This window comes from Streptomyces sp. NPDC048361 (assembly GCF_040651795.1).
Lineage (GTDB): Bacteria > Actinomycetota > Actinomycetes > Streptomycetales > Streptomycetaceae > Streptomyces.
Genome location: NZ_JBEZKW010000059.1, coordinates 1 through 20,035, shown reverse-complemented (window position 1 = coordinate 20,035; position 20,035 = coordinate 1). Strand labels below are relative to the sequence as shown.

The window sequence follows — 20,035 nt, the reverse complement described above, 5'->3', positions numbered from 1 at the left end:
TCAGTCATCGAGGGTGATCCGCAGCGCCACGGTGCCGCTGGTGCCGCGCCTCACCCTGCTGCCCAGCAGGGTGAGCCGGCCGAGTACCCCGTACTTGCGGGCGAGCAGCGTCCGGCAGGCGGCCGTGGTGGCGGCGTCGCAGATCACCGCGGTCGCCGGGTGCGGCTCGCCCGTCGGGTTGCCGCGTACGTCGCACGGCCCGACCAGCACCCCGGGCCGGTTGCGTACGCGCTTGACCTTCCAGGAGTCCGTGACCGTCCACACCATCAGGGCGTCACCGTCCCTGACCACCCACACGGGGGTCGGGACACCCGTGCCGTCCTTCTTGTACGTCGTGACGAGCAGGTACGTGCCGGCGCCGAGCCGGTCCAGGACATCGGCACTCATGACGCCGGCCTTCCTTCGGGGTCGCGAAGCGTGAAAGGCCTTTGTAGCAGGTGTGCGGCGGCGGAAAACCAGCGCCGGCGACCGGCCATCCAAGGCACTCTGTGACCGGAAGGCGACTTGACCCCCTCGCGCCCCACTGATTGCCCACCGCAGGGCGCCCCGCGCTGCGACGATGGGAGGGACCCTTACCGTGATGACAGGAGCGGACCCTTGGCGACCAGCTCGAACCGGCCGACCGGCCCCACCGACCAGTTCACGCCCTCCCCGCTGAACCAGTTGCTCTACGGCCACATCCACTCGGCCGCGGTCAGGGCCGTGGCCGAGCACCGCATCGCCGACCAGCTCGCCGACGGGCCCCGTACCGCCGAACGGCTCGCCGCCGACAGCGGGCTGCACGCCGGTACGCTCCGGCGGGTCCTGCGGCTGCTCGCGATGCACGGGCTGTTCACCCAGGACGAGCAGGGCGCCTTCGGGCTCACCGAGGCGGGCCAGGCGCTGCGCACCGACGTACGCGGCTCGCAGCGCACGGCGGCGCTGCTGCTCACGGACGAGATGTTCCGCCGGGCCGCCGATGGGATCCCGGACGCCGTGCGGACCGGCAAGACGTCCTTCGAAGCCGCCTACCAGGTCTCGTTCTTCGATCACCTGGCCGTCTCGCCCGAGCAGCGCGACCTCTTCGACTCGGGGATGGCCTCGATGTCGGGCCGCACCGACGACCTCATCGTGGAGAGCTATCCCTTTCCCGCCGCCGGCACCGTGGTCGACGTCGGCGGTGGCCGCGGCGGCTTCCTGCACACCGTCCTGCGCCGTCAACCGGCCCTGACGGGAATCTTGTTCGACCTGCCCGACACCGTGTCCGACCACCTCCTGGACACCGAGGAGGTGAAGGGGCGCTGGAGCGTGCACGGCGGCGACTTCTTCTCCGCCGTGCCCCAGGGCGGCGACCTCTATCTGCTCAAGCGCATCCTGCACGACTGGAGCGACGAGGAATGTCTGCGGATCCTGGCGGCGATCCGCGGAGCGGTGACGCCGGGCACGCGGCTCCTCGTGGTCGACTCCGTACTGCCGGACAACGGGGAGCCGCACCCGGCGGTGGAGCTGGACATCGTCATGATGATGCTGGTGACCGGAAGGGAGCGTACGGCCAAGGAGTTCGAGGAGCTGTTCTCCCGGTCCGGGTTCCGCCTGAACCGCGTCCTGCCCACGCCGTCCCTGCCCTCGATCCTGGAGGCGGAAGCCGTGTGACAGGCCCCGGCCGTGCCGTCGTGCTCAGAGGCTCGCGACGAGATTGCGCAGGAACAGGGCGACGAGCGAGGCGACGGCGAGGATGACGATCCAGGAGACGAAGCCGGTGTGCCGGTTCGTGCGCGCGGCCTGCCCGGAGCGCCGGGCCGTCCGTGTCCGCTGCGTCCCGTCCGGGTTCTTCGCCTTCCTCGCACGGCCGGATCGCGGCTGTCTCGGGGGCCGGCCGCCCGCGTGGGGGGCCGTTCCCGCGGCGGTGTCGGCGAGCAACCTGCGGCACACCAGGGCCAGTTCGCCCATGCCGAGGGTGAGACTGGCCACCGCTTCTGAGCGGGCCGGCGCCGTGGTGCCGCCGTCGAGGATGCGGCCCGCACGGATCAGCACCTGATCCTTGCCGCCGGTGGGGGAGAGGCTGATCCAGCGCTCCACATGGGCCCCGCGGATGACCACACTGCCCGACCGCTCGCGGTACACGGTGTGCTCCCGCCACAGCAGACCGGCCAACTCGCTTGCGGTGTCCCGCAGTTGCGTGCTCACGATTCCCCCCACATCCCCATGTGTTCGAACAAGCATCGCACTCTAGCGGGAGCGGTGGGTGGTGCGCGAACCGGTCTCACGCACCTCTCACTCACCCGGCGGGCTCGACTTCGAGGTAGTGATGGCGGCGCGGCCCCCGGTACTCAAGTGCCACCCATCCGAGGGGCCGCAGTGCGCCGGCGCACCGCCTGAGCGATGCGTTCGCGGCGTACTCGGCGCCGCTGCCGGGCGGACCGAGCCACTCCACGCGGACGCTGCCCGGACTTTCGGCGGCGCTGACGCGGTAGCCGGTGGCGCTGCGGCCGCCCGCGCCGTCGACGGCTGAGGGCTCGATCCCGGCGGCCTCCAGCGCGATGGCGATCGCCCGCACCGGCTGGAGCCGCTCCCACGGTGCCGGGGCCGAGGGGGAGGGCCCGTTCAGCATCCGGCGGATGAGCAGCAGCCCGTCGAACGCGGCCCGTGCGGCGGCCTCCCGGCCGGCGCCGCGCAGGGCGGGGCCGTCGCCCGTGGCCGGTTCGAACGGCCCCGTCGTATCACCCTCGGCCATCGCCCACCTCCTGACAGCTCAGCATGCTCGGCGCCCCCGCACCCCGTCGAGCGCGAGAGCGGGCGTTCACCGGCCGCCGGAGACGCGCAGGATCGCGCCGGTGGTGTACGAGGAGTCCGGTGAGAGCAGCCAGGCGACGGCGGCGGCGATCTCGGGGGCCTCGCCCGCGCGGCCCAGCGGGATGCCGGCGGCGGCCCGCGCCGGACGCTCCGGGTCGCCCATCGTGGCATGCATGTCGGTGTCGATGATGCCCGGCGCCACCGCGTTGACGCGGATGCCGTCCGGGCCGAGCTCCTTGGACAGGCCGATCGTCAGGGTGTCGGTCGCCGCCTTCGACGCGGCGTAGTGCACATAGTCGCCGGGGCTGCCCAGGGTGGCCGCGGCGGAGGAGATGTTGACGATGGCGCCGCCACCGAGCGCGGCCATGTCACGTGCGGCCCGCCGGCAGGACAGGAGATAGCCGAGGACGTTGACGTCCAGCACCCGGCGCAGATCCTCGGTGCGGGCATCGGCGAGCCGGCCGAGCGGACCGGTGACACCGGCGTTGTTGACAAGGCCGCTCACCGCGCCGAGGTCCGCGGCCGCGGTGTCGAACAGCCGCTCCACGTCGGCCTCTTGAGAGGTGTCGCACCGCACGGTCACACAGCGGGCCCCGGTCTCGCGCACCGAATCGGCGACCGCGTGCGCGGCGTCGTCGTTGCTGAGATACCCGAGGGCGATGTCGTGCCCGTCGGCCGCGAGCCGGAGGCAGGACGCCGCCCCGATGCCCCTGCTGCCCCCTGTGACGATGGTGACCGGACGTGCCACGTGCTGCCTCCCGCGCTTCCCGATATCGATGATCTTGCGACCTCAAGTCCTACCGCACGGACGGCGGAACGCGGCGGGTGCCCCCGCGCGTGATCACTCCCCGGCGCAGACCGCGCCGCCGCCGCCGTCGCCGCCGGACGCCGACGGCGTCTGTGCGGCGTCGAGGCCCTCGGTCAGGGTGGCCAGAAGGGTGCGCAGGGTGTGGAAGTCCTCGGGGGGGAGCTTGACGGCGTCCGCGATGTGGTGCGGCACTGCACGGGCGCGTTCGCGCAGCGCCGTGCCCCGGGCGGTGAGGCGGGTGGTGACGGAGCGCTCGTCCGTCCGGCTGCGCTGCCGTTCGACGTAGCCCGCCGATTCGAGGCGCTTGAGCAGCGGCGACAGGGTGCCCGAGTCGAGCCGCAGCTTCTCGCCGATGCTCTTGACGGGCAGCTCGCCGTGTTCCCAGAGCGTCAGCATCACCAAGTACTGCGGATAGGTCAGACCCAGGTCCTTCAGCAGCGTGCGGTAGACGCCGTTGAAGGCGCGTGATGCCGCGTGCAGCGAGAAGCAGAGCTGGAGGTCGAGCCGCAAATAGTCCTCGTCGTCGTGCGGGCGGGCGGAGGGCGTGGTCACCATGCACCCAGGCTAACACCGCGCGATTTAGTTGTGTGCAACTTAATTGCGTGCAATAGTTGTTTCCGGGCAGCCGAGGCTTCCTCGTACGGAGCTATACCGACTCCGTACGGCCGGACACGAGAGGAACCGATTCCCATGGACGCGCTCTACACCGCAGTGGCGACCGCCAACGGCCGCGAGGGCCGTACCGTCAGCTCCGACGGCCGGCTCGACCTGCCGCTCGCCTTCCCGCCGGCTCTCGGCGGCAACGGCGAGGGCACCAATCCCGAGCAGCTCTTCGCCGCCGGATACGCGGCCTGCTTCGCCAGCGCCATGGGCTCCGTCGCCCGCCAGCTGAAGCTCGACGTCAAGGACGTCTCGGTGACCGCCGAGGTCGGCATCGGCAAGGACCCCGCCGACGGCGGCTTCGGCATCGGCGTCGTCATGCGCGTCGAGCTCCCCGCCCACCTGGAGGGCGACAGCGGCGCCAAGCTGGTCGAGCTGACCCACGCGGCCTGCCCGTACTCGAAGGCGACCCGTGGCAACATCCCGTTCGAGATCGTCATCGAGTAGCGGCCCGGCCGCCCGGTTCAGACACGCTCGGCCGCCAGGCCTCGGTACCACGCGAGGGTGGCGTCGAGGGTGTCACCCATCGCGACGGGCTCGACGCCGAAGGCCGCCTCGAACGCGCCCGAGTGCATGATCTGCGGCTCGGTGTGCTGATAGAACATCTCGGCGTACGCGTCCACGAAGACCTGGTCGAACGGGCCGAAGGCGCGCAGCTCGGCGAGGGTGACGACCTTCAGCGCGCCGCCGATCCGGTCCTCGATCATCCCGAGCACCTCACGCGTGGTGAGGGTCGGCGCGGTGGGCAGGTGCCAGACGCGCCCGTCGCCCCGGGGGCTCTCACCGAGCGTGGCGAGCCCCGCGGCCACCGCGCGGATGTCGGTGTAGCTGTGGGGCAGGTCGATGTCGCCGAGGGTCAGCACTTCGCCGCCGGCCAGCGCCGCGGGGAAGACGGCACCGCCGAGGGTGGAGTTGAGGACGCCGGGCCCGACGAAGTCGGCGGAGCGGCCGAGCGCCACACGGGCGCGGCCCTCGCGGTGTGCGGCCAGGTACTTCTCGTCGAGCTCCGCACGCATCCTGCCCTTGAGGGTGGTGGCGCGCCACGGGGTGTCCTCGGTCATGACGTCGCCGTGGGTCTCGCCGTACGGGTAGAGCGTGTCCAGGACGACCAGGCGGGCCCCCTGCGCCTCCACGGCGCTCAGTACGGCCTCCTGGATCCGGGGCATCACCTCGACCTGGAGGTGATAGGCGACGTTCACGCAGTGGTGGACGACCCCCGCCCCCGCCACGGCCGCCGCGGCGCCCTCGGGGGTGCCGACATCGCCCCTCACCCGGTCGACGCCCGGTATGGCGGCGCCCGTTCCCGACCGGTCGACGAGGCGGACCGGGTGGCCGCGGTGGGCCAGTTCGGTGGCGAGCGCCGTGCCGGCCGGGCCCGCGCCGAGGACCACGTGCAGGGTGCTGTCGTTGTGCGTCATGTCGCTGCCCTTCATCGACCGGGGCGCCCTCGCGCCCGGCGCTGTTATGTGCCATGCCGTTAGTTAGAGACTGTAACGCTAGCGAACATCTCCCGCAAGGGTTGTCGGCTCTGTTGTCGTTACGCGGCGACGGGCGGCGAGTTGATGCCTGTGAGGCGAAGGGTTGCCGGCCCCTGCCCGCCGGCCCAGCACGACGAAGGGCGGCGAGCCCCTGCCCGCCGGCCCAGCACGACGAAGGGCGGCGAGCCCATGCCCACCGCCCAACTCGCTCTGTCCGCCGTCCACTTCGCGGGAAGTGGACGGCCCGTCTCACCCCGCGGGTGTGGCCGGCGGGGTCGTGGCATCGGCCTTGCCGGCCGACCGCGACGAGAGCGGGGCCGCGATGTCCTCCAGGGACTTGCCCTCCGCGTCGACCGCGAGGAACGCGGCCACCACACCGGCCGCCGTCATGAGTGCGGCACCGATGCTGAAGGCGAGGACGGCGTCGCCGACCACTCCGCTGGACGTCAGAGCCGAGAAGACCAGCGGCCCCGAAATGCCGCCCGCCGCCGTTCCGATGGCGTAGAAGAAGGCGATCGCCATCGCCCGCGTCTCCATCGGGAAGATCTCGCTCACCGTCAGATACGCCGAACTGGCACCCGCAGACGCGAAGAACAGCACCACACACCAGCACACCGTCATGGTGGTCGCGCTGAGCCACCCCTGCCCGAAGAGCCACGCGGTGACGAAGAGCAGCAGACCCGAGAGCACATAGGTCCCGGCGATCATCCTGCGGCGCCCGACGGTGTCGAAGAGCTTGCCGAGGAAGAGCGGGCCCAGGAAGTTGCCGAAGGCGATCACGGCGAAGAAGTAGCCGGTGGTTCCGCTCGACACGTCGAAGAACTTCACCAGGATCGAGCTGAACCCGAACGTGATCGCGTTGTAGAGGAACGCCTGACCGATGAAGAGGGAGAAGCCGAGCACCGCCCGTTTCGGGTACGCGCTGAACAGGGTCCGGGCGATCTCCAGGAAGCCCACACTGGTGCGCTGCTCGATGGTGATCGAACTCCCCGGCTCCGGCAGCCGTTCGCCCTTCTCCTCCTCCACCGTGTGCTCGACGTCGTCCAGCAGTTGTTCCGCCCCTTCCTCGCGGCCGTGGATGAACATCCACCGCGGGCTCTCCGGAACGTGCCGGCGCACCAGAAGGATGACGAGGCCGAGGACCACTCCCAGGGCGAAGGTGAGCCGCCAGCCGATGTTCTTCGGCAGGATGTCGGTGTTGAGGGCGAGGACGGAGAGCAGTGCGCCACCCATCGCACCCAGCCAGTAGCTTCCGTTGATGATGAGGTCCACCCGGCCGCGGTACTTGCTCGGGATCAGCTCGTCGATGGCGGAGTTGATGGCCGCGTACTCACCGCCGATGCCGAAGCCGGTGAGGAAGCGGAAGAGGAAGAACCACCACGCGGTGAAGGACAGCGCCGTCATGGCGGTCGCGGCGAGATAGACCGCGAGGGTGACGAGGAACAGCTTCTTGCGGCCGAACCGGTCGGTCAGCCAGCCGAAGAACAGCGCCCCGCAGCATGCGCCCGCCACATACAGCGCGGCGCCCAGGCCGGTGACCTGGGCGTCGGTGATGGAGAGGCCACTGCCGTCCTCGGAGAGCCGGCTCGCGATGTTCCCGACGACGGTGACTTCGAGGCCGTCCAGGATCCACACGGTGCCCAGGCCGATCACGATCATCCAGTGCCAGCGCGACCAGGGAAGCCGGTCCAGCCTGGCCGGCACGGAGGTCGTGATGGTTCGCCCCGGCCCGGGACCCTGCACCGTACCGCTCATGAACTGCCTCCTGCCGCCGCGATCCGAACCGCATCTGCCGGACGCGAGTACCCGGCGCGCGCCCCTCGTACTCCCCGCAGTCACCGGCCTCCGGCGGCCGTGCGCCTACGGGACCTCGCGCAGATACAGCGCGCCGCACGTGTGGCAGAACGGGTGGGCGCGTTCCGTCCCCCACGCCTCGTCGGGCAGTTCCTCCGCGCCCTCGGCCACCTCGCGTCCGCACATGGACTGTTGCTCCCCGCCGCGGACCATGTGCCATTCCTTGACCACGCCGTCGGGGAGCGGTTCGGCAACGATGTAGTGGCGCACGGCTGACTCTCCTCATCCGTCCCGGCCCGCGGCCACCTGCCAGGCCGCGGACGCCGGGCATGCCCCGGCTCCTCGACCCTGTCACCGCTGCCCCGCCCACGCATGCCGAACGCTCGCCGAAGGGGTCGGGACGCGGTACGGAAAGAGGGGGCCGCCGGCCCCCGGCGGGGAGGCCGGTGCTTACCTGCCGAAGGACAGGGCCGCGTGCTCCCTGTGGTCGGGCCGTGAGTTCTGTACCCGCTTGTTGAGCATGAACAGGCGTCCCCGCGCCCAGGCCAGTCGTGGTGCGAAGAAGGCGCGCTGGGCGTCGGCGGCCGCCACGGGGCTCTGCAGGAACACCTGCGGTGCGCCGCCGGCCGGGGCCAGGGTCGCGACCGCCGCCGGCAACCCGCGCCCCGCGTCGAGGTGGACCATCACCTTGCCGTCCTCGACGGCGAGCGGCCGTACATTACGGGCCTGCGCCGGGCTCGCGCGCCACTTCTCCTTGCCGGTGCCCAGGTCGACGGCGACGACCTGGGTGCCCTCGGCGTCCTTGGTCACGTCCGTCGCGGTGCCGTCGGCCGCGACGTACAGGGTCCCGGCGTCCGCCACCGCGCCGTAGCAGCTCTGAAGCTGGTCGACGCTCTGCCCGAATCCACTGCACACACTGAGGGTCTGGAACGCCGGCACGGTCTGGGAGCGGAGCTTGCCGTCGGCGGTGAAGGCGAAGATCTTCCAGGACTTGCCCTGGTTGGGAAGTGCGGTGACGACCAGGGGGTCCACCGAGAGGACCTGCCCGATGCGCCAGTCGTTCTCGTACTGGTAGCTCCACCGGGGCTTGCCCGTCGCCGGGTCGAGTTCTTGCAGCAGGTCTCCCGGGTGGTTGTCGGGGTTGCTTCCGTCGAAACAGAAGCTCGCGCTGATCAGCCGGGTTCCGCCCGCGAACGCCTGGGCGCTGCAACCACCGCTGCCCGTCAGGTCGTAGAGCTTGTGGCCGTCCGCGACGGAGTAGCCGCTCGCACCGCCGGATCCGGCGAGCGCGAGGGTGTCGCCGGAGATGGCCAGGTTGAGGGCGAGCGGCGAGCCGCCCGGGGGCGTTCCGTTCCTGACGACTTTCCAGCCCGCCTTGCCGGTGGCGAGGTCGATCTGTTGGAGGACCGTGCAGTGGGCCAGCTTGTTGTTGTTCTCCAACAGGGCGACGACCAGCTTGTTCTGCGCCGACGGGGCGTGCGGCACACCGCACAGGGGGGTGTCGAAGGTGACCTTCCACCGTTCCTTGCCGTCGGCCGCTCCGTACCCCGCGACCTCCTTGTACATCGCCCTCGCCACCACCTCGCCGACCGGCCATGGTCCGAACTGCTCGGCGCCCTGCTGCGTCAGTGACGTCTCGTTCTCGCGCAGCCAGACCGGAGCCTCACCCGCCGCGATGCCCGCGTTGGGGTCGTAGGCGCCACCGCCCGCACCCGTGCCCTTGCCGTCGCCCTGGTCGACGGAGGGGGAACCGGACGGCGCGGGGGACGCGGGGCCGTGCGCGAGCGGCTTCCCGTTCCCCGCGCCCCCGGTGAACGCGAACAGCACCCCGCCGCCGACCAGGACGAGCCCCGTCGCCAACGCGGCCAGGACGAGACCCGTCGTGCCCCTGAACCCGGCGCGCCGGCCGGGCGTTCCCGTGGCCGGGGGCCAGTGGGGGTCGGCCGGTCCGAAGGACCCCATGTCCCGCTCGGGACCGGGCAGTTCACGGGGATCGCGTGCGCTCATGTGATCAGTGTGGCGGCCGGGGCGCATACTGTGGAGTCCCTTTTCGGAAGCTGTGTCGGCCGAGACCCTGCCGGTCACCCGGGGGTGGACCCACGCCTGGCGGCCGGGGGTGCGCCTGCGCGGGGGGAGGCCGGGGTGCGCGCCCGCGCGGGGGAGGCCGGGGAGATCGCGCCGCTGCCGGCCCCCGGGCATGGCACTGCCGCCCCACGGTGCGCGGGGCGGCAGCGACGGGGTGGATCAGTGGCCGGCGGGGGCGTTCGCCGGGGTCACGTTGACGGCGGCCCAGGCCTTGTCGACCGTCTTGTACTCGGTGCTGGTCGCGCCGTACAGGTCGGCGGCGGCGCTGAGCGTCGCGGTGCGGGCGTCGTGGAAGTCGGTCGTGGAGACCATGTACCGGGTGAGTGCCCGGTAGAAGATCTGCGTGGCCTTGTCCCGGCCGATGCCGGTCACCGTCGAACCGTCGTACGTCGGTGAGTCGTAGGCCACGCCGTTGATGGTCTTCTGGCCGCTGCCCTCGGCCAGCAGGTAGTAGGCGTGCGAGGAGACGCCGGAACCGGCGTGGACCTCGGTGTCGTAGGACGCCTTCGACCAGTAGTCGATGGTGCCTTCGAGCTTGTCGAGGGACGGCTTGTCCAGGCGCCGCAGGAACTTCTGCTGGAGCCCGAGCTTCTCACCCATCAGGTAGTTGGGCGGGTTGTTGGGGTTGTTGGTGGCGAACTCGACGTTGCTGCCGAATATGTCGGCCAGCGACTCGTTGAGCGCGCCGGGCTCGCCGAACTGGTTGTCGTCGGCGTCGACGCGGGTCGGCTGGAGGTTCGCCGTCGCGTCCACCACGCCGTGGGTGAGCTCGTGGCCGGTGACGTCGAGGACGACCAGGGGCTGGGCGAAGGTCTGCCCGTCACCGTCGCCGTAGAGCATGCAGCCGCAGTCGGAGGACCAGAACGCGTTGCCGACCTTGTTGCCGAAGTGCACCAGGGCGTGGGCGCCTGCGCCGTCGTTCTTGATGCCGTTGCGGCCCAGGGTCCTCTTGTAGAAGTCGAGGGTGCTGGTGATCCCGTACTGCGCGTCGACGGCGACGGTGGCGCGGTTGCTGGTCTTGCCGGTGCCCCAGCGGTTGGTGGTGCTGGTGAACGCCTTGCCGCCGGAGAACTGGTCGAGTTCCTTGCCGCCGGCGTCCCGGGTCTCGGTCTGGCCGCGGTTCGGGTCCTGGAGGGTGAAGGCGCTCGGCGCGGTCTGGGTCGTGGTCAGCGGCACACTGCCGACGAAGAGGGACGCCCCGGTGCCGATGGCCGAGGCGGGGAAGCGGGACGCCGCGGGGCCGGTGGTGAGAGCGGGGGAGGGGAAGGTCAGCGACGGGCTGAGCTTCTGGCCGCTCTTGCGGAGCTTGTCCTGGACGGTGGGCGAGATGAAGGAGTCGCCGACCGGGGTGTTGCTGAGGACGGCGCCGGTGGCCGCGTCGAGGACCACGGTGCGGGCGCCCGACTCGGCGGTGGAGCTGTTGGTCACCTCGATCTGGTAGGCGAGCGCGGCGTGTCCGGCGCGGGCGTCCACCACGAGCCGGGCGGAGCCGGCGGTGCCCTTGGCGGTGGCGGCGGCCTTCGCCTGTGCCTGCGCGGCTGTCACCTTGGCGCTGGTGGTGGCCACGGCGACCGCCCCGCGCAGGGCGCGCGTCACGCCCGTGTAGGCGGATCTCTTGTCGAGGTGGATGACCAGGTCACCGCCGAGGACGGGGAGTCCGCGGTGCGCCCGGACGAAGCGGACGTGCTGCTTGCCGTCCGGGTCGACCAGGACGTCGGTGGCCTGAAGTGTGTCGTCCTTGCCGACCCCGGTGGCCGAGGCGTGGGCGACGGCGGCGGCGCGAGCCGCGTCGATCACCGGCTGGAAACGGGCGGTCGCGGCGGGGGCGGTGGCCCCCTGGGCGGTGGGAGCGGCGAAGGCCGTGGCCCCGCCTCCCGCCGTGATGGTGATGGCCGTGGTGACGGCCAGGGATATCGCCAGGCTGCGTATGTGGGGTGTACGCACGGTGGGGGGTCCTTAGAGGTGCGGGGGCGGTCGGCTCAACAACCACCCGTATCCACCGGTGCTGTTGTGCACCGTGGGGACCATGAGGTCCCGGCCGGAACCCTGCTATGCCTGGCATGAGCATGTAAAGGGGGATGATCGACTTTCTGTACTTCCGGAACCCAGAATTAACAATTGGTCCGGACTTCGATGGCCGGAAGGTGTCCAAACTCCCCATCCGTCGGCACAGATGAGCGATCGAACAGAAAGGTTGCTTCGCCGGCCCGGCTTTCTCGCGGAGTCCGGTGTACGGGCTCGCCCGGCCGAACGGATCGTGCCCGTACGTCCATTGCCGGCCGGAACCGGACGGAGTTCGCCCTTTTCAGGCGTACGCCCCGTCCGTCACGGAAAGGTAGGACCCGTGCCAACGGACGACGAAACGGCCGGGGGATTCGCAGCGGAGCTGCGGCGCCTGCGAGCCCTGCGCAAGGTGTCCCTCACGGGACTCGCCCGCTCGATCCACTACAGCAAGGGGTACCTCAGCAAGATCGAGAACGGCGGCAAACCACCCACCCTCGACGTCGCGCGCCGCTGCGACGACGTACTCGAAGCGCGGGGCGCGCTCGTGCGGCTGCTGCCCGAACCGGCGCCGGCGACCGTTCCCGCGGCCCGCACCGCACCGCACGGCCCCGCCGACACGGGTCTGTGCCCCTACCGCGGACTCGCCGCCTACGGGCCGCGGGACGCGGAGTGGTTCTACGGCCGTGAGAGTGCGACCGCGGAACTGACCGGCCGGCTCGCCGAACGCATGGGCCGCGGACCGCTCGCCGTGGTTGCCCCCTCGGGAGCCGGGAAGTCCTCGCTGCTCCAGGCCGGGCTGCTGCCCGCGCTGCGGCGCGGCGCGCTGCCCGTGCCGGGCTCGGACCAGTGGCCGGTCGTCGTGTGCACCCCGACCGCCCACCCACTCAAGGAACTCCTGCGCTGTGCCGCGGACGTACTCGGCGCCGGCGGCGCGGGGATCACCCCCGAGGCGCTCGTCGAACGCCCTGGCGTGCTGCTCGACGCCTCGGCGGCGCACGGCCGGGGCCGCGGACTCGTCCTGGTCGTCGACCAGTTCGAGGAGGTCTTCACCCTGTGCGAGAGCGACCGCGAGCGCCGCGAATTCGTCGCCGTCCTCCACGCCCTGGCCACCGCGCGGGACCCCGAGGGCTGCACGCCTCGGAATACCGGTGGTTCGGCGGCCGGGGGAGCTGAGGGCTGGGCCTCTCGCGCCGGCGAAGGCTTCCCGCCGCCTCGGGTCACCGACGGCCCCACCACTCGCCACACCGACAGCTCCACCGCCCACCACACCGACAGCTCCACCGCCCACCACACCGACAGCTCCACCGCCCGCGCCGCGGTCGTGATCGGTCTGCGCGCCGACTTCTGCGGCGGCTGCCTCGACCATCCCCGCCTCGTGGACGTCTTCACCCACGGCCTGTTCGCGCTCGGCCCCATGTCCGGTGCCCAGTTGCGTCAAGCCATCACAGGACCCGCCGAGCGAGCCGGCCTCACGCTCGAACCCGGCCTGGTGGAACTGCTGTTGAGGGACCTCGGCAACGACTCCGCCGCCTCCGCCGGCTCGCTGCCCCTGCTCGCCCACGCCCTGCTCGTCACCTGGCAGCAGCGCATCGGCCGGACCCTGACGGTGGCCGGGTACGAGACGACCGGAGGTATTCACGGAGCGGTCGCCCGCACCGCCGAGTCGGTGTACGGACGCCTCGACCCCGCCGAGCAGCTGACGGTGCGTCAACTCTTGGTCCGTCTCGTCCATGTCGCCGACGACACCGCTCAGACCCGCAGGCCCGTCGAACGCGAGGTGCTGCTGGGGCAGTTGACCGACCCCGACTCCGGCGCCCGTACCCTCGACGCGTTCGTGCGGGCCCGGCTCGTCACCGCGGACAGCGAAACGGTGGAGATCACCCACGAGGCGCTTCTGCACGCCTGGCCGCGGTTGCGCGGCTGGATCGACGCCGACCGCGCGGGCCTCGTCCTGCGCCAGCAGGTGTGCGACGCCGCGGACCAGTGGGCGCGGGCCGGCCGCGACCCGAGCCTGCTCTACCGCGGCACCCGCCTCGCAGCGGTACGCGAACGCGCGCACCGGGCCATTGGACGCGATCAACTCGGCCCATCCGAAAGGGAGTTCCTCGACGCCTGCGCGGCGGAGGAAGCGCGGGGCGTCCGCCAGGCACGGCGGCAGACCCGGATCCGCCGTGCTCTGCTCGCCACCCTCGTCGGCCTCCTCGCTCTCGCGGTGACGGCCGGTTCCCTCGCCTTCCAGCAGCGCCGGCGCGCCCTCGACCAGAGCCGCACCGCCCAGTCACAGGCCCTCGCCGTGCAGTCCGGCTCCCTCGCCGCCGGACAGCCCGAAGCATCCATGCTGCTCGCCGCCGACGCCTACCGCACCGACCACACCCCGCAGGCACGCGGCGCCCTGCTCAGCACGCAGGCGCAGTACTTCGACGGGCGGCTGCGCGGCCACGCAGGCCCCGTCAACTCCGTGGCGTTCAGCCCCGACGGGCACACCCTCGCATCCGCGAGCTCGGACGCCACCGTACGGCTCTGGAACACCACGGACCACCAGGTGACCGCCGTCCTGAGCGGCCACACCGGAGCCGTCACCGCGGTCGCCTACTCCGCCGACGGCAGCCGCCTCGCGACGGCCGGCGCCGACGGCACCGTACGCCTCTGGGACGCGGCCACCCACCGGACGACCGCGATCCTGCGAGGGCACCAAGGAGCCGTGCGTTCGGTGGCGTTCAGCCCCGACGGCCACACCCTCGCATCCGGCGGAACCGACCACACCGTACGCCTGTGGAACGTGCCCGACGGCACCGCACGCACCGTCCTCACCGGCCACGGCGACGCGGTGATGGCCGTCGCCTACAGTCCCGACGGGCGCAGCGTCGCCTCGGCGTCGATGGACCGGACCGTACGCCTCTGGGACGTGACGGGCGCCCGGCCGCCCCAGGTCCTCACCGGCCACAGCGACCAGGTGCTCGGCGTGGCGTTCAGCCCCGACGGCCACACCCTGGCATCCGGCGGCGCCGACCGCACCGTACGGCTGTGGGACCTGCCCGACGGCACGCCCCACGGTGTGCTGACCGGCCACAGCGACGACGTGAACGCCGTGGCCTTCACCCACGGAGGTGACACCGTCCTCAGCGCCAGCGGCGACGGCACCGTCAAACTGTGGGACGCCGTCAACCACCGTGTGGTCGCCACCCTGTCCGGCCACACCGACTATGTCCTCGCCATCGCCGCGGGACCCGGCGAACGCCTCGCCACCGGCGGGTTCGACCAGTCCGTCGTGATGTGGGACCCGGGCCGCTCGGCGCTCACCGCCCGGCCGTTCACCGAGGCGTGGCAGTCGGCGTTCTCCCCGGACGGCGCCCTGCTCGCCTCGGCGCAGGCGGACCGCACCGTACGGCTGTGGGACGTGGCCCGTCACCGGCTGCGCGCCACTCTCACCGGCCACGACGGCTCGGTGTTCGCCGTGGCCTTCTCGCCGGACGGCCACCTCATCGCCTCGGCGGGCGCCGATCGCACCGTGCGGCTCTGGGACGCCGCGACCGGCCGCCTCGAAGCGACCCTGACCGGCCATGACGGCTCGGTGTTCGCCGTGGCCTTCTCACCCGACGGGCGGCTCCTCGCCTCCGCGAGCGCCGACCGCACCGCCACCCTGTGGGACGTCGCGACCCGCCGCCCCTACGCCACGCTCGACGGCCACGAGGACTTCGTCAACACCGTCGCGTTCAGCCCCGACGGCCGCATCCTGGCCACCGGAAGCGACGACCTGACGGTCCGGCTGTGGGACGTACGCGATCCCGCCCGCGGGCCGCGCACGGTGCTGCGCGGCCACACGGGTTCAGTGCGCTCCGTGGCCTTCGCCCCCGACGGCCGCACCCTGGCCAGTGGCGCCAACGACGGCACCGTACGCCTGTGGGACCTCACGCACCGCGCCGCCGCCCGGACGCTCGCGGGCCACAGCGGCTCGGTGCGCGCGGTCGCCTTCAGCCCCGACGGCAGGACGCTCGCCTCCAGCGGCAGCGACCAGACGGTCCGGCTCTGGGACCCCGCACGCGCCGCGCACCTCGCCACGCTCAGCGGACACACCGGGGCCGTCTGGGGCGTCACCTTTGATCCCCGGCTGCCCGGCACGCTGGCGAGCAGCAGCAACGACGGCACCGTCCGGCTGTGGAACACCGATGTGCCGCGCCAACAGGCGCAGGTGTGCCGCCTGTTGGGCGACACGGGGCCGCAACGCTGGGCACGCCTGCTGCCCGACCTGCCCTTCCGACCCCTCTGCCCCGCCTCTGCCTAGGCGGCGCGGGCGGGGTGTTTCCCAGGTGTTTCCCGTTTCCCGTCGGCACAGGAGACGGTCACCTCCTCGACAGCGCCCCCCGGAACGGCACAGTCTCGAACCACCGCCGCAGACGCTCCCGTTCGGCACGGGAGCGCCCACTCGCGGCCCGCCGGGCGGCAGCCCGGCGCACGTACGGCACATCCTGCCGGGCGGCAGCCCGGCACACGTACGACGAACGGGGAAACCACATGCACCTCACCCTTGCCAGAGCCCGCCGCACGCTCGCCGCCGCCGGTCTCCTGGCGGCCTGCGCGGTCGTGCCGGCCGCGCACCTCTCGGCAGCCGCGCCGCACAGCACGGCGGTGGCGAGCCGCGCCGCGGCCGGCGGCTGCGACGTCCTCGCACCCGGCGCCTCCGCCGCCGCCGAGGCGGCCGTCCGGGCCGCCTGTTCACAGCTCGGCATCTGGTACACCTGGGGCGGCGGCCACGGGCCCCAACCCGGCGCCACCTACGGGCAGGTGGACCCCACCGACCCGGCAAGCGACCACGATCCGGAGCGCCGCGGATTCGACTGCTCGGGCCTGGTGCGGTACGCCTACGCCCAGGCCACCGGTCAGGACATCCTCGCCGGCACCGCCAACAGTCAGTACCACTCCTCGCACGTCACGGCCCGCTTCGGCGCCGGCCAGGGCACCGGACCGCTGCTGCCCGGCGATCTGATGGCGTGGGGCGGCGCCGATTCCATCCACCACATCGCCGTCTACCTGGGCGCGGGCAAGATGGTCGAGGCCCGCCAGTCCGGCACCCATGTCATGGTCAGCGACGTGCGCCTCGGCGGCGACTACAACGGTGCGGTACGCATCGGCGGATCCCCGGCGCAGGACGGGAACTTCTCCACCTGGGGCACCGACGTGTGGACGCACACCCAGCCGTCCACGACGAGCGCCCGTGTCAACAAGTTCGCCGGGCCGACCCGCGTGAAGATCGCCTGCCAGAAGCACGCCCAGCTCGTCGAGGCCGACGGCTACCGCAACGACGCCTGGTCCTATCTGCCCGACTACCAGGCATGGATCACCAACATCTACATCCAGGGGCCCGCCTGGCTCGACTCCGTCCCCACCTGCGCCTGAACCGTTCACCCCACACCGGTGTGGCCGGGCACGCCGCGCCGCACCGGAGAGCCCGGCACACCACCCCGCACCACACACACGAGGAGTTCGCAGTGAACGCACGTAAGAAGATCGCCCTGTTCCTCTCCGCCACCGCGCTGACGGCCGGCCTCACCGCGACGGGTCTGCCCGCCGCGGTCGCCGCGCCCGCCACGGCGGCACGGCCCGCCGCTGAGTGCGGGGTCCGCTCGGACGGCCGTCTGTACTGCGGCAACGCGGTCGGCGCGAAGGGCTATGCCGACCGCTCCTACCGCTCGGCCACCCGCGGCACCCTGACCACCGGGTTCAACTGGTTCGTGTGCTGGGGCCACGGCGACCCGCACCAGGGGGGCAACGACATCTGGTACTGGACGCAGCTCGACAACGGCGCCTGGGGCAACGTCCCGGCCGTCAGCGTGAAGACCGGCCAGGACCCGGCCCCGGGCCTGCGTCAGTGCTGATCGTTCCGTCACTTTGAGACCCCGGGCCGCCCGTCGAATCCCCCGACGGGTGGCTCGGTCATGTAGTCAACCGGCCCGCTGAAGAGGGTAGTTGGTCGGAACCGGTGGTGGATGTACTCCCCGAGGGAGCTTCCTCCCAAGGGACCTTCCCATCCCCAGGGAGCCATCCGTCGCGTCACGGCATGAGGAGGGAGCCCTACGGGCCGATCCCCTGCGCCGTGGCGAACAGGGAGGCGAGCCCCGCGTCGAAGCGTGCCGTGTACGAGACGTCGGCGAGAAAGCCGCCGCCCCGCTCGGCGCCGCCCAGCACCCCGACCACGATGCCCTCGCCCTCCCGCGCCGCGATCACCCACGGGCTGCCCGACACGCCGCTGGAGAACCCCGCACAGCGCGCCTGCCGGAAGCCGCCGTAGGCGGGCCCGGAATCCACCGTGCAGAGGCGCTGGCCCGGCCGGTTGTGCGGGTAGCCGACCAGGGTGACCCGGCCGAGGTCGGACGGCAGCCGCTCCGGGTGCGGCGGCACATGGAACGCCGAGCCCACCGCCTCCTGGACGCTCCGTCCGCCGACTCGCGCCACCCGCACGAACGCCCAGTCGTACGGCCAGTTCCCGGTGCCCCCGCGGGCCCCGGTGAAGCGAGGGTCCGGCAGCGCGGCGAGGACGGGCCAGCGGCCGTACGGAGCGAGGCCGTCGTGGTAGCCGGGTGCGAACGACGTGCCGTCGAGCGGCAGGCAGTGGGCCGCCGTGACCAGCAGATCCCCGTGCCGACTGTCCACCACGGCCCCCGTGCACGTCTTGTGGCCGCCGGGCCGCAGAAAGACCCCCACCACCGGATACGAACAGTCCGGGCGCACATCGTGCGGCTCGGGGCGGCGACGCTCAGCGGTACAACCCGCGGGCAGTTCCGGCCGCGACCTGCGGTACTCCGCACTGCCGGCCCCGGCGGGCGGCCCGCCGCGGGGACTCGCCGGACCCGCCGCCGGCGTCGGGGTGGCCGAGGGGCGGGCACGCACGGCCGGGGCCTCGTGCTCCGAGGCGGCGGGGGAGGACGGCGAGACCATCAGCGGGCCGGTCACCAGCAGGAGCACCGCGGCGCCGAGCAGCGCGCCGCGCACCCTCCCCGGCCGGCCTCCAGTACGTACATCTCTTCGCACCACCACCCTGGCGAGGCTAGGACCCCGTCGCCGGTGGCGGCCGTCCCGACACGGGAGCCGAGGGGGCGCACGACGGGTACGAACGGCGCACTCGTCCCGCGCGGCTGCGGACGGCCCGGCCCTGCGAGAAGCTGGGAGGACCGTCCCGACGAGGGAGGGTACCGAAGCCGTGACCCGGACGGACGGCGGCCGGTCCGCACGGAGGCCGGCCCCTCCGCACAGGAGGTGTGTGCATGGATCCCGTGTCGGCCCTGAAACGGATCGCCTTCCTGCTCGAACGCGGGCAGGAGGCCACGTACCGCGTCCGTGCCTTCCGTACCGCGGCCGACGCGATCGGGGAGATGCCCGCGGACGAACTCGCATCGCGCGCGGCGGTCGCCGGACAGCTGGAGGCGGTGAAGGGGATCGGACCGAAGACCGCACGGGTGGTGCGCGAGGCGATGGCCGGCGAGGTGCCGGCCTATCTTCAGCGGCTGGAGGCCGACCTCGAAGCCGCGGCGCCGCTGGTCGACGGCGGCGACCGGATGCGCGCCGCGCTGCGCGGCGACTGCCATCTGCACTCCGACTGGTCGGACGGTGGCAGCCCCATCGACGACATGGGCCGCGCGGCGGCGGAACTCGGGCACGAATGGGCTGTGCTCACCGACCACTCGCCCCGGCTGACCATCGCGAACGGCCTCACCGCCGAACGGCTGCGCAGCCAGCTGGACGTGGTGGCCGCACTCAACGAGCAGTGGGCTCCGTTCCGGCTGCTCACCGGCATCGAATGCGACATCCTCGACGACGGCTCCCTCGACCAGGAGGACGAGCTGCTCGAACGGCTCGACATCGTCGTGGTGTCCGTGCACTCCAAACTGCGTATGGACGCGGACGCCATGACCCGGCGCATGGTCGCGGCCGTGAGCAACCCGCACGCGGACATCCTCGGGCACTGCACCGGACGCCTGGTCACCGGGCGTGGACGGCCCGAGTCCCAGTTCGACGCCGACGCGGTCTTCGCCGCCTGCGCCGACGCGGGGACGGCCGTCGAGATCAACAGCCGCCCGGAACGGCTCGACCCGCCGCGCCGGCTGCTGACCCGGGCCGTCGAGGCGGGAGTCCTGTTCTCCATCGACACCGACGCTCACGCCCCCGGGCAGCTCGACTGGCAGATCTACGGCTGTGCCCGGGCCGAGGAGTGCGGCGTCCCGCCGGAGCGCGTCGTCACGACCTGGCCGCTCGACGACCTGCTGTCCTGGGCCCGCACCCGCGAACTCCCGGCGAAGGTGTGAGCAGCCGGGGTTGCTCACACGGCCGGAAGCCGGGGGACTCACACGGCCGGAAGCCGGGGTGCTCACCCCGCGTCGGGGGTGCGCCCCGGCGTACGGGGGGTGGCGGGCCGCCCGCGGGAGGGGGTGGGGGTCCCCGC

At 72.3% G+C, this 20,035-nt stretch carries 17 protein-coding genes; 6 read left to right on the top strand and 11 right to left on the bottom strand.

Going from position 1 to position 20,035, the window contains the following annotated elements:
- Positions 1–387 (bottom strand): PPOX class F420-dependent oxidoreductase, encoded by a 387-nt coding sequence (locus AB0D31_RS27705; RefSeq protein WP_362728089.1) that lies wholly within the window; start codon positions 385–387, stop codon positions 1–3.
- Between the two features lie 210 nt (positions 388–597).
- On the opposite strand from AB0D31_RS27705, the gene AB0D31_RS27700 reads away from it, so the two are divergent.
- Positions 598–1,632, top strand: a complete 1,035-nt coding sequence (locus tag AB0D31_RS27700) for a methyltransferase (protein ID WP_362728087.1) — start codon at positions 598–600, stop codon at positions 1,630–1,632.
- Positions 1,633–1,656: 24 nt separating this feature from the next.
- On the opposite strand, the gene AB0D31_RS27695 is transcribed toward AB0D31_RS27700, so the two are convergent.
- The 4 genes from AB0D31_RS27695 to AB0D31_RS27680 form a co-directional block, all read right to left on the bottom strand.
- Entirely contained in the window at positions 1,657–2,166 is a 510-nt protein-coding gene (locus AB0D31_RS27695; RefSeq protein WP_362728085.1) for a hypothetical protein, read from the bottom strand.
- 91 nt (positions 2,167–2,257) lie between these two features.
- On the bottom strand, positions 2,258–2,713 hold the full coding sequence (locus AB0D31_RS27690; protein ID WP_362728083.1) for a hypothetical protein: 456 nt from the start codon (positions 2,711–2,713) through the stop codon (positions 2,258–2,260).
- 66 nt (positions 2,714–2,779) lie between these two features.
- The gene (locus AB0D31_RS27685) at positions 2,780–3,520 is read right to left on the bottom strand and encodes an SDR family oxidoreductase (protein ID WP_362728081.1); all 741 of its coding nucleotides are present in this window, start codon (positions 3,518–3,520) and stop codon (positions 2,780–2,782) included.
- A gap of 93 nt (positions 3,521–3,613) precedes the next feature.
- The gene (locus AB0D31_RS27680; protein ID WP_362728079.1) at positions 3,614–4,135 is read right to left on the bottom strand and encodes a MarR family transcriptional regulator; all 522 of its coding nucleotides are present in this window, start codon (positions 4,133–4,135) and stop codon (positions 3,614–3,616) included.
- Between the two features lie 135 nt (positions 4,136–4,270).
- On the opposite strand from AB0D31_RS27680, the gene AB0D31_RS27675 reads away from it, so the two are divergent.
- Positions 4,271–4,687, top strand: coding sequence for an organic hydroperoxide resistance protein (locus tag AB0D31_RS27675; protein ID WP_362728077.1), 417 nt, complete (start codon positions 4,271–4,273; stop codon positions 4,685–4,687).
- A 17-nt stretch (positions 4,688–4,704) separates the two neighbouring features.
- Here the strand turns inward: AB0D31_RS27675 and AB0D31_RS27670 are convergent, their stop codons facing one another.
- The 5 genes from AB0D31_RS27670 to AB0D31_RS27650 form a co-directional block, all read right to left on the bottom strand.
- Positions 4,705–5,658 carry an NAD-dependent epimerase/dehydratase family protein gene (locus tag AB0D31_RS27670; protein ID WP_362728075.1) on the bottom strand — a complete coding sequence of 318 codons (954 nt, stop codon included), beginning with the start codon at positions 5,656–5,658 and terminating at the stop codon, positions 4,705–4,707.
- A 309-nt stretch (positions 5,659–5,967) separates the two neighbouring features.
- Entirely contained in the window at positions 5,968–7,473 is a 1,506-nt protein-coding gene (locus tag AB0D31_RS27665; protein WP_362728073.1) for an MFS transporter, read from the bottom strand.
- Positions 7,474–7,578: 105 nt separating this feature from the next.
- Entirely contained in the window at positions 7,579–7,782 is a 204-nt protein-coding gene (locus tag AB0D31_RS27660; RefSeq protein WP_362728071.1) for a hypothetical protein, read from the bottom strand.
- A 180-nt stretch (positions 7,783–7,962) separates the two neighbouring features.
- The gene (locus AB0D31_RS27655) at positions 7,963–9,519 is read right to left on the bottom strand and encodes a PQQ-binding-like beta-propeller repeat protein (RefSeq protein WP_362728069.1); all 1,557 of its coding nucleotides are present in this window, start codon (positions 9,517–9,519) and stop codon (positions 7,963–7,965) included.
- Between the two features lie 237 nt (positions 9,520–9,756).
- A complete protein-coding gene (locus AB0D31_RS27650; protein WP_362728067.1) occupies positions 9,757–11,541 on the bottom strand; it encodes a M4 family metallopeptidase in 1,785 nt (594 codons plus the stop codon).
- 400 nt (positions 11,542–11,941) lie between these two features.
- On the opposite strand from AB0D31_RS27650, the gene AB0D31_RS27645 reads away from it, so the two are divergent.
- The 3 genes from AB0D31_RS27645 (at position 11,942) to AB0D31_RS27635 (ending at position 17,474) form a co-directional block, all read left to right on the top strand.
- Positions 11,942–15,883, top strand: coding sequence for a helix-turn-helix domain-containing protein (locus AB0D31_RS27645; RefSeq protein WP_362728065.1), 3,942 nt, complete (start codon positions 11,942–11,944; stop codon positions 15,881–15,883).
- 230 nt (positions 15,884–16,113) lie between these two features.
- Positions 16,114–16,995 (top strand): NlpC/P60 family protein, encoded by an 882-nt coding sequence (locus AB0D31_RS27640; protein WP_362728063.1) that lies wholly within the window; start codon positions 16,114–16,116, stop codon positions 16,993–16,995.
- Between the two features lie 92 nt (positions 16,996–17,087).
- Positions 17,088–17,474 (top strand): hypothetical protein, encoded by a 387-nt coding sequence (locus AB0D31_RS27635; protein ID WP_362728061.1) that lies wholly within the window; start codon positions 17,088–17,090, stop codon positions 17,472–17,474.
- Between the two features lie 196 nt (positions 17,475–17,670).
- Here AB0D31_RS27635 and AB0D31_RS27630 read toward each other — a convergent pair whose 3' ends face one another.
- Complete coding sequence (locus tag AB0D31_RS27630) at positions 17,671–18,633, bottom strand: trypsin-like peptidase domain-containing protein (RefSeq protein WP_362728060.1); 963 nt, start codon at positions 18,631–18,633, stop codon at positions 17,671–17,673.
- Between the two features lie 227 nt (positions 18,634–18,860).
- Here AB0D31_RS27630 and AB0D31_RS27625 point away from each other — a divergent pair, with 227 nt between their 5' ends.
- Entirely contained in the window at positions 18,861–19,898 is a 1,038-nt protein-coding gene (locus AB0D31_RS27625) for a PHP domain-containing protein (protein ID WP_362728058.1), read from the top strand.
- The last annotated feature ends 137 nt before the right edge of the window (positions 19,899–20,035 follow it).

Excerpts from the sequence above, each read along its gene's own strand:
- AB0D31_RS27675 (WP_362728077.1), top strand. The coding sequence starts at position 4,271 with ATGGACGCGCTCTACACCGCAGTGGCGACCGCCAACGGCCGCGAGGGC.
- AB0D31_RS27625 (WP_362728058.1), top strand. The coding sequence starts at position 18,861 with ATGGATCCCGTGTCGGCCCTGAAACGGATCGCCTTCCTGCTCGAACGC.
- AB0D31_RS27640 (WP_362728063.1), top strand. The coding sequence starts at position 16,114 with ATGCACCTCACCCTTGCCAGAGCCCGCCGCACGCTCGCCGCCGCCGGT.
- AB0D31_RS27665 (WP_362728073.1), bottom strand. The coding sequence starts at position 7,473 with ATGAGCGGTACGGTGCAGGGTCCCGGGCCGGGGCGAACCATCACGACC.
- AB0D31_RS27705 (WP_362728089.1), bottom strand. The coding sequence starts at position 387 with ATGAGTGCCGATGTCCTGGACCGGCTCGGCGCCGGCACGTACCTGCTC.
- AB0D31_RS27670 (WP_362728075.1), bottom strand. The coding sequence starts at position 5,658 with ATGACGCACAACGACAGCACCCTGCACGTGGTCCTCGGCGCGGGCCCG.
- AB0D31_RS27680 (WP_362728079.1), bottom strand. The coding sequence starts at position 4,135 with ATGGTGACCACGCCCTCCGCCCGCCCGCACGACGACGAGGACTATTTG.
- AB0D31_RS27690 (WP_362728083.1), bottom strand. The coding sequence starts at position 2,713 with ATGGCCGAGGGTGATACGACGGGGCCGTTCGAACCGGCCACGGGCGAC.
- AB0D31_RS27655 (WP_362728069.1), bottom strand. The coding sequence starts at position 9,519 with ATGAGCGCACGCGATCCCCGTGAACTGCCCGGTCCCGAGCGGGACATG.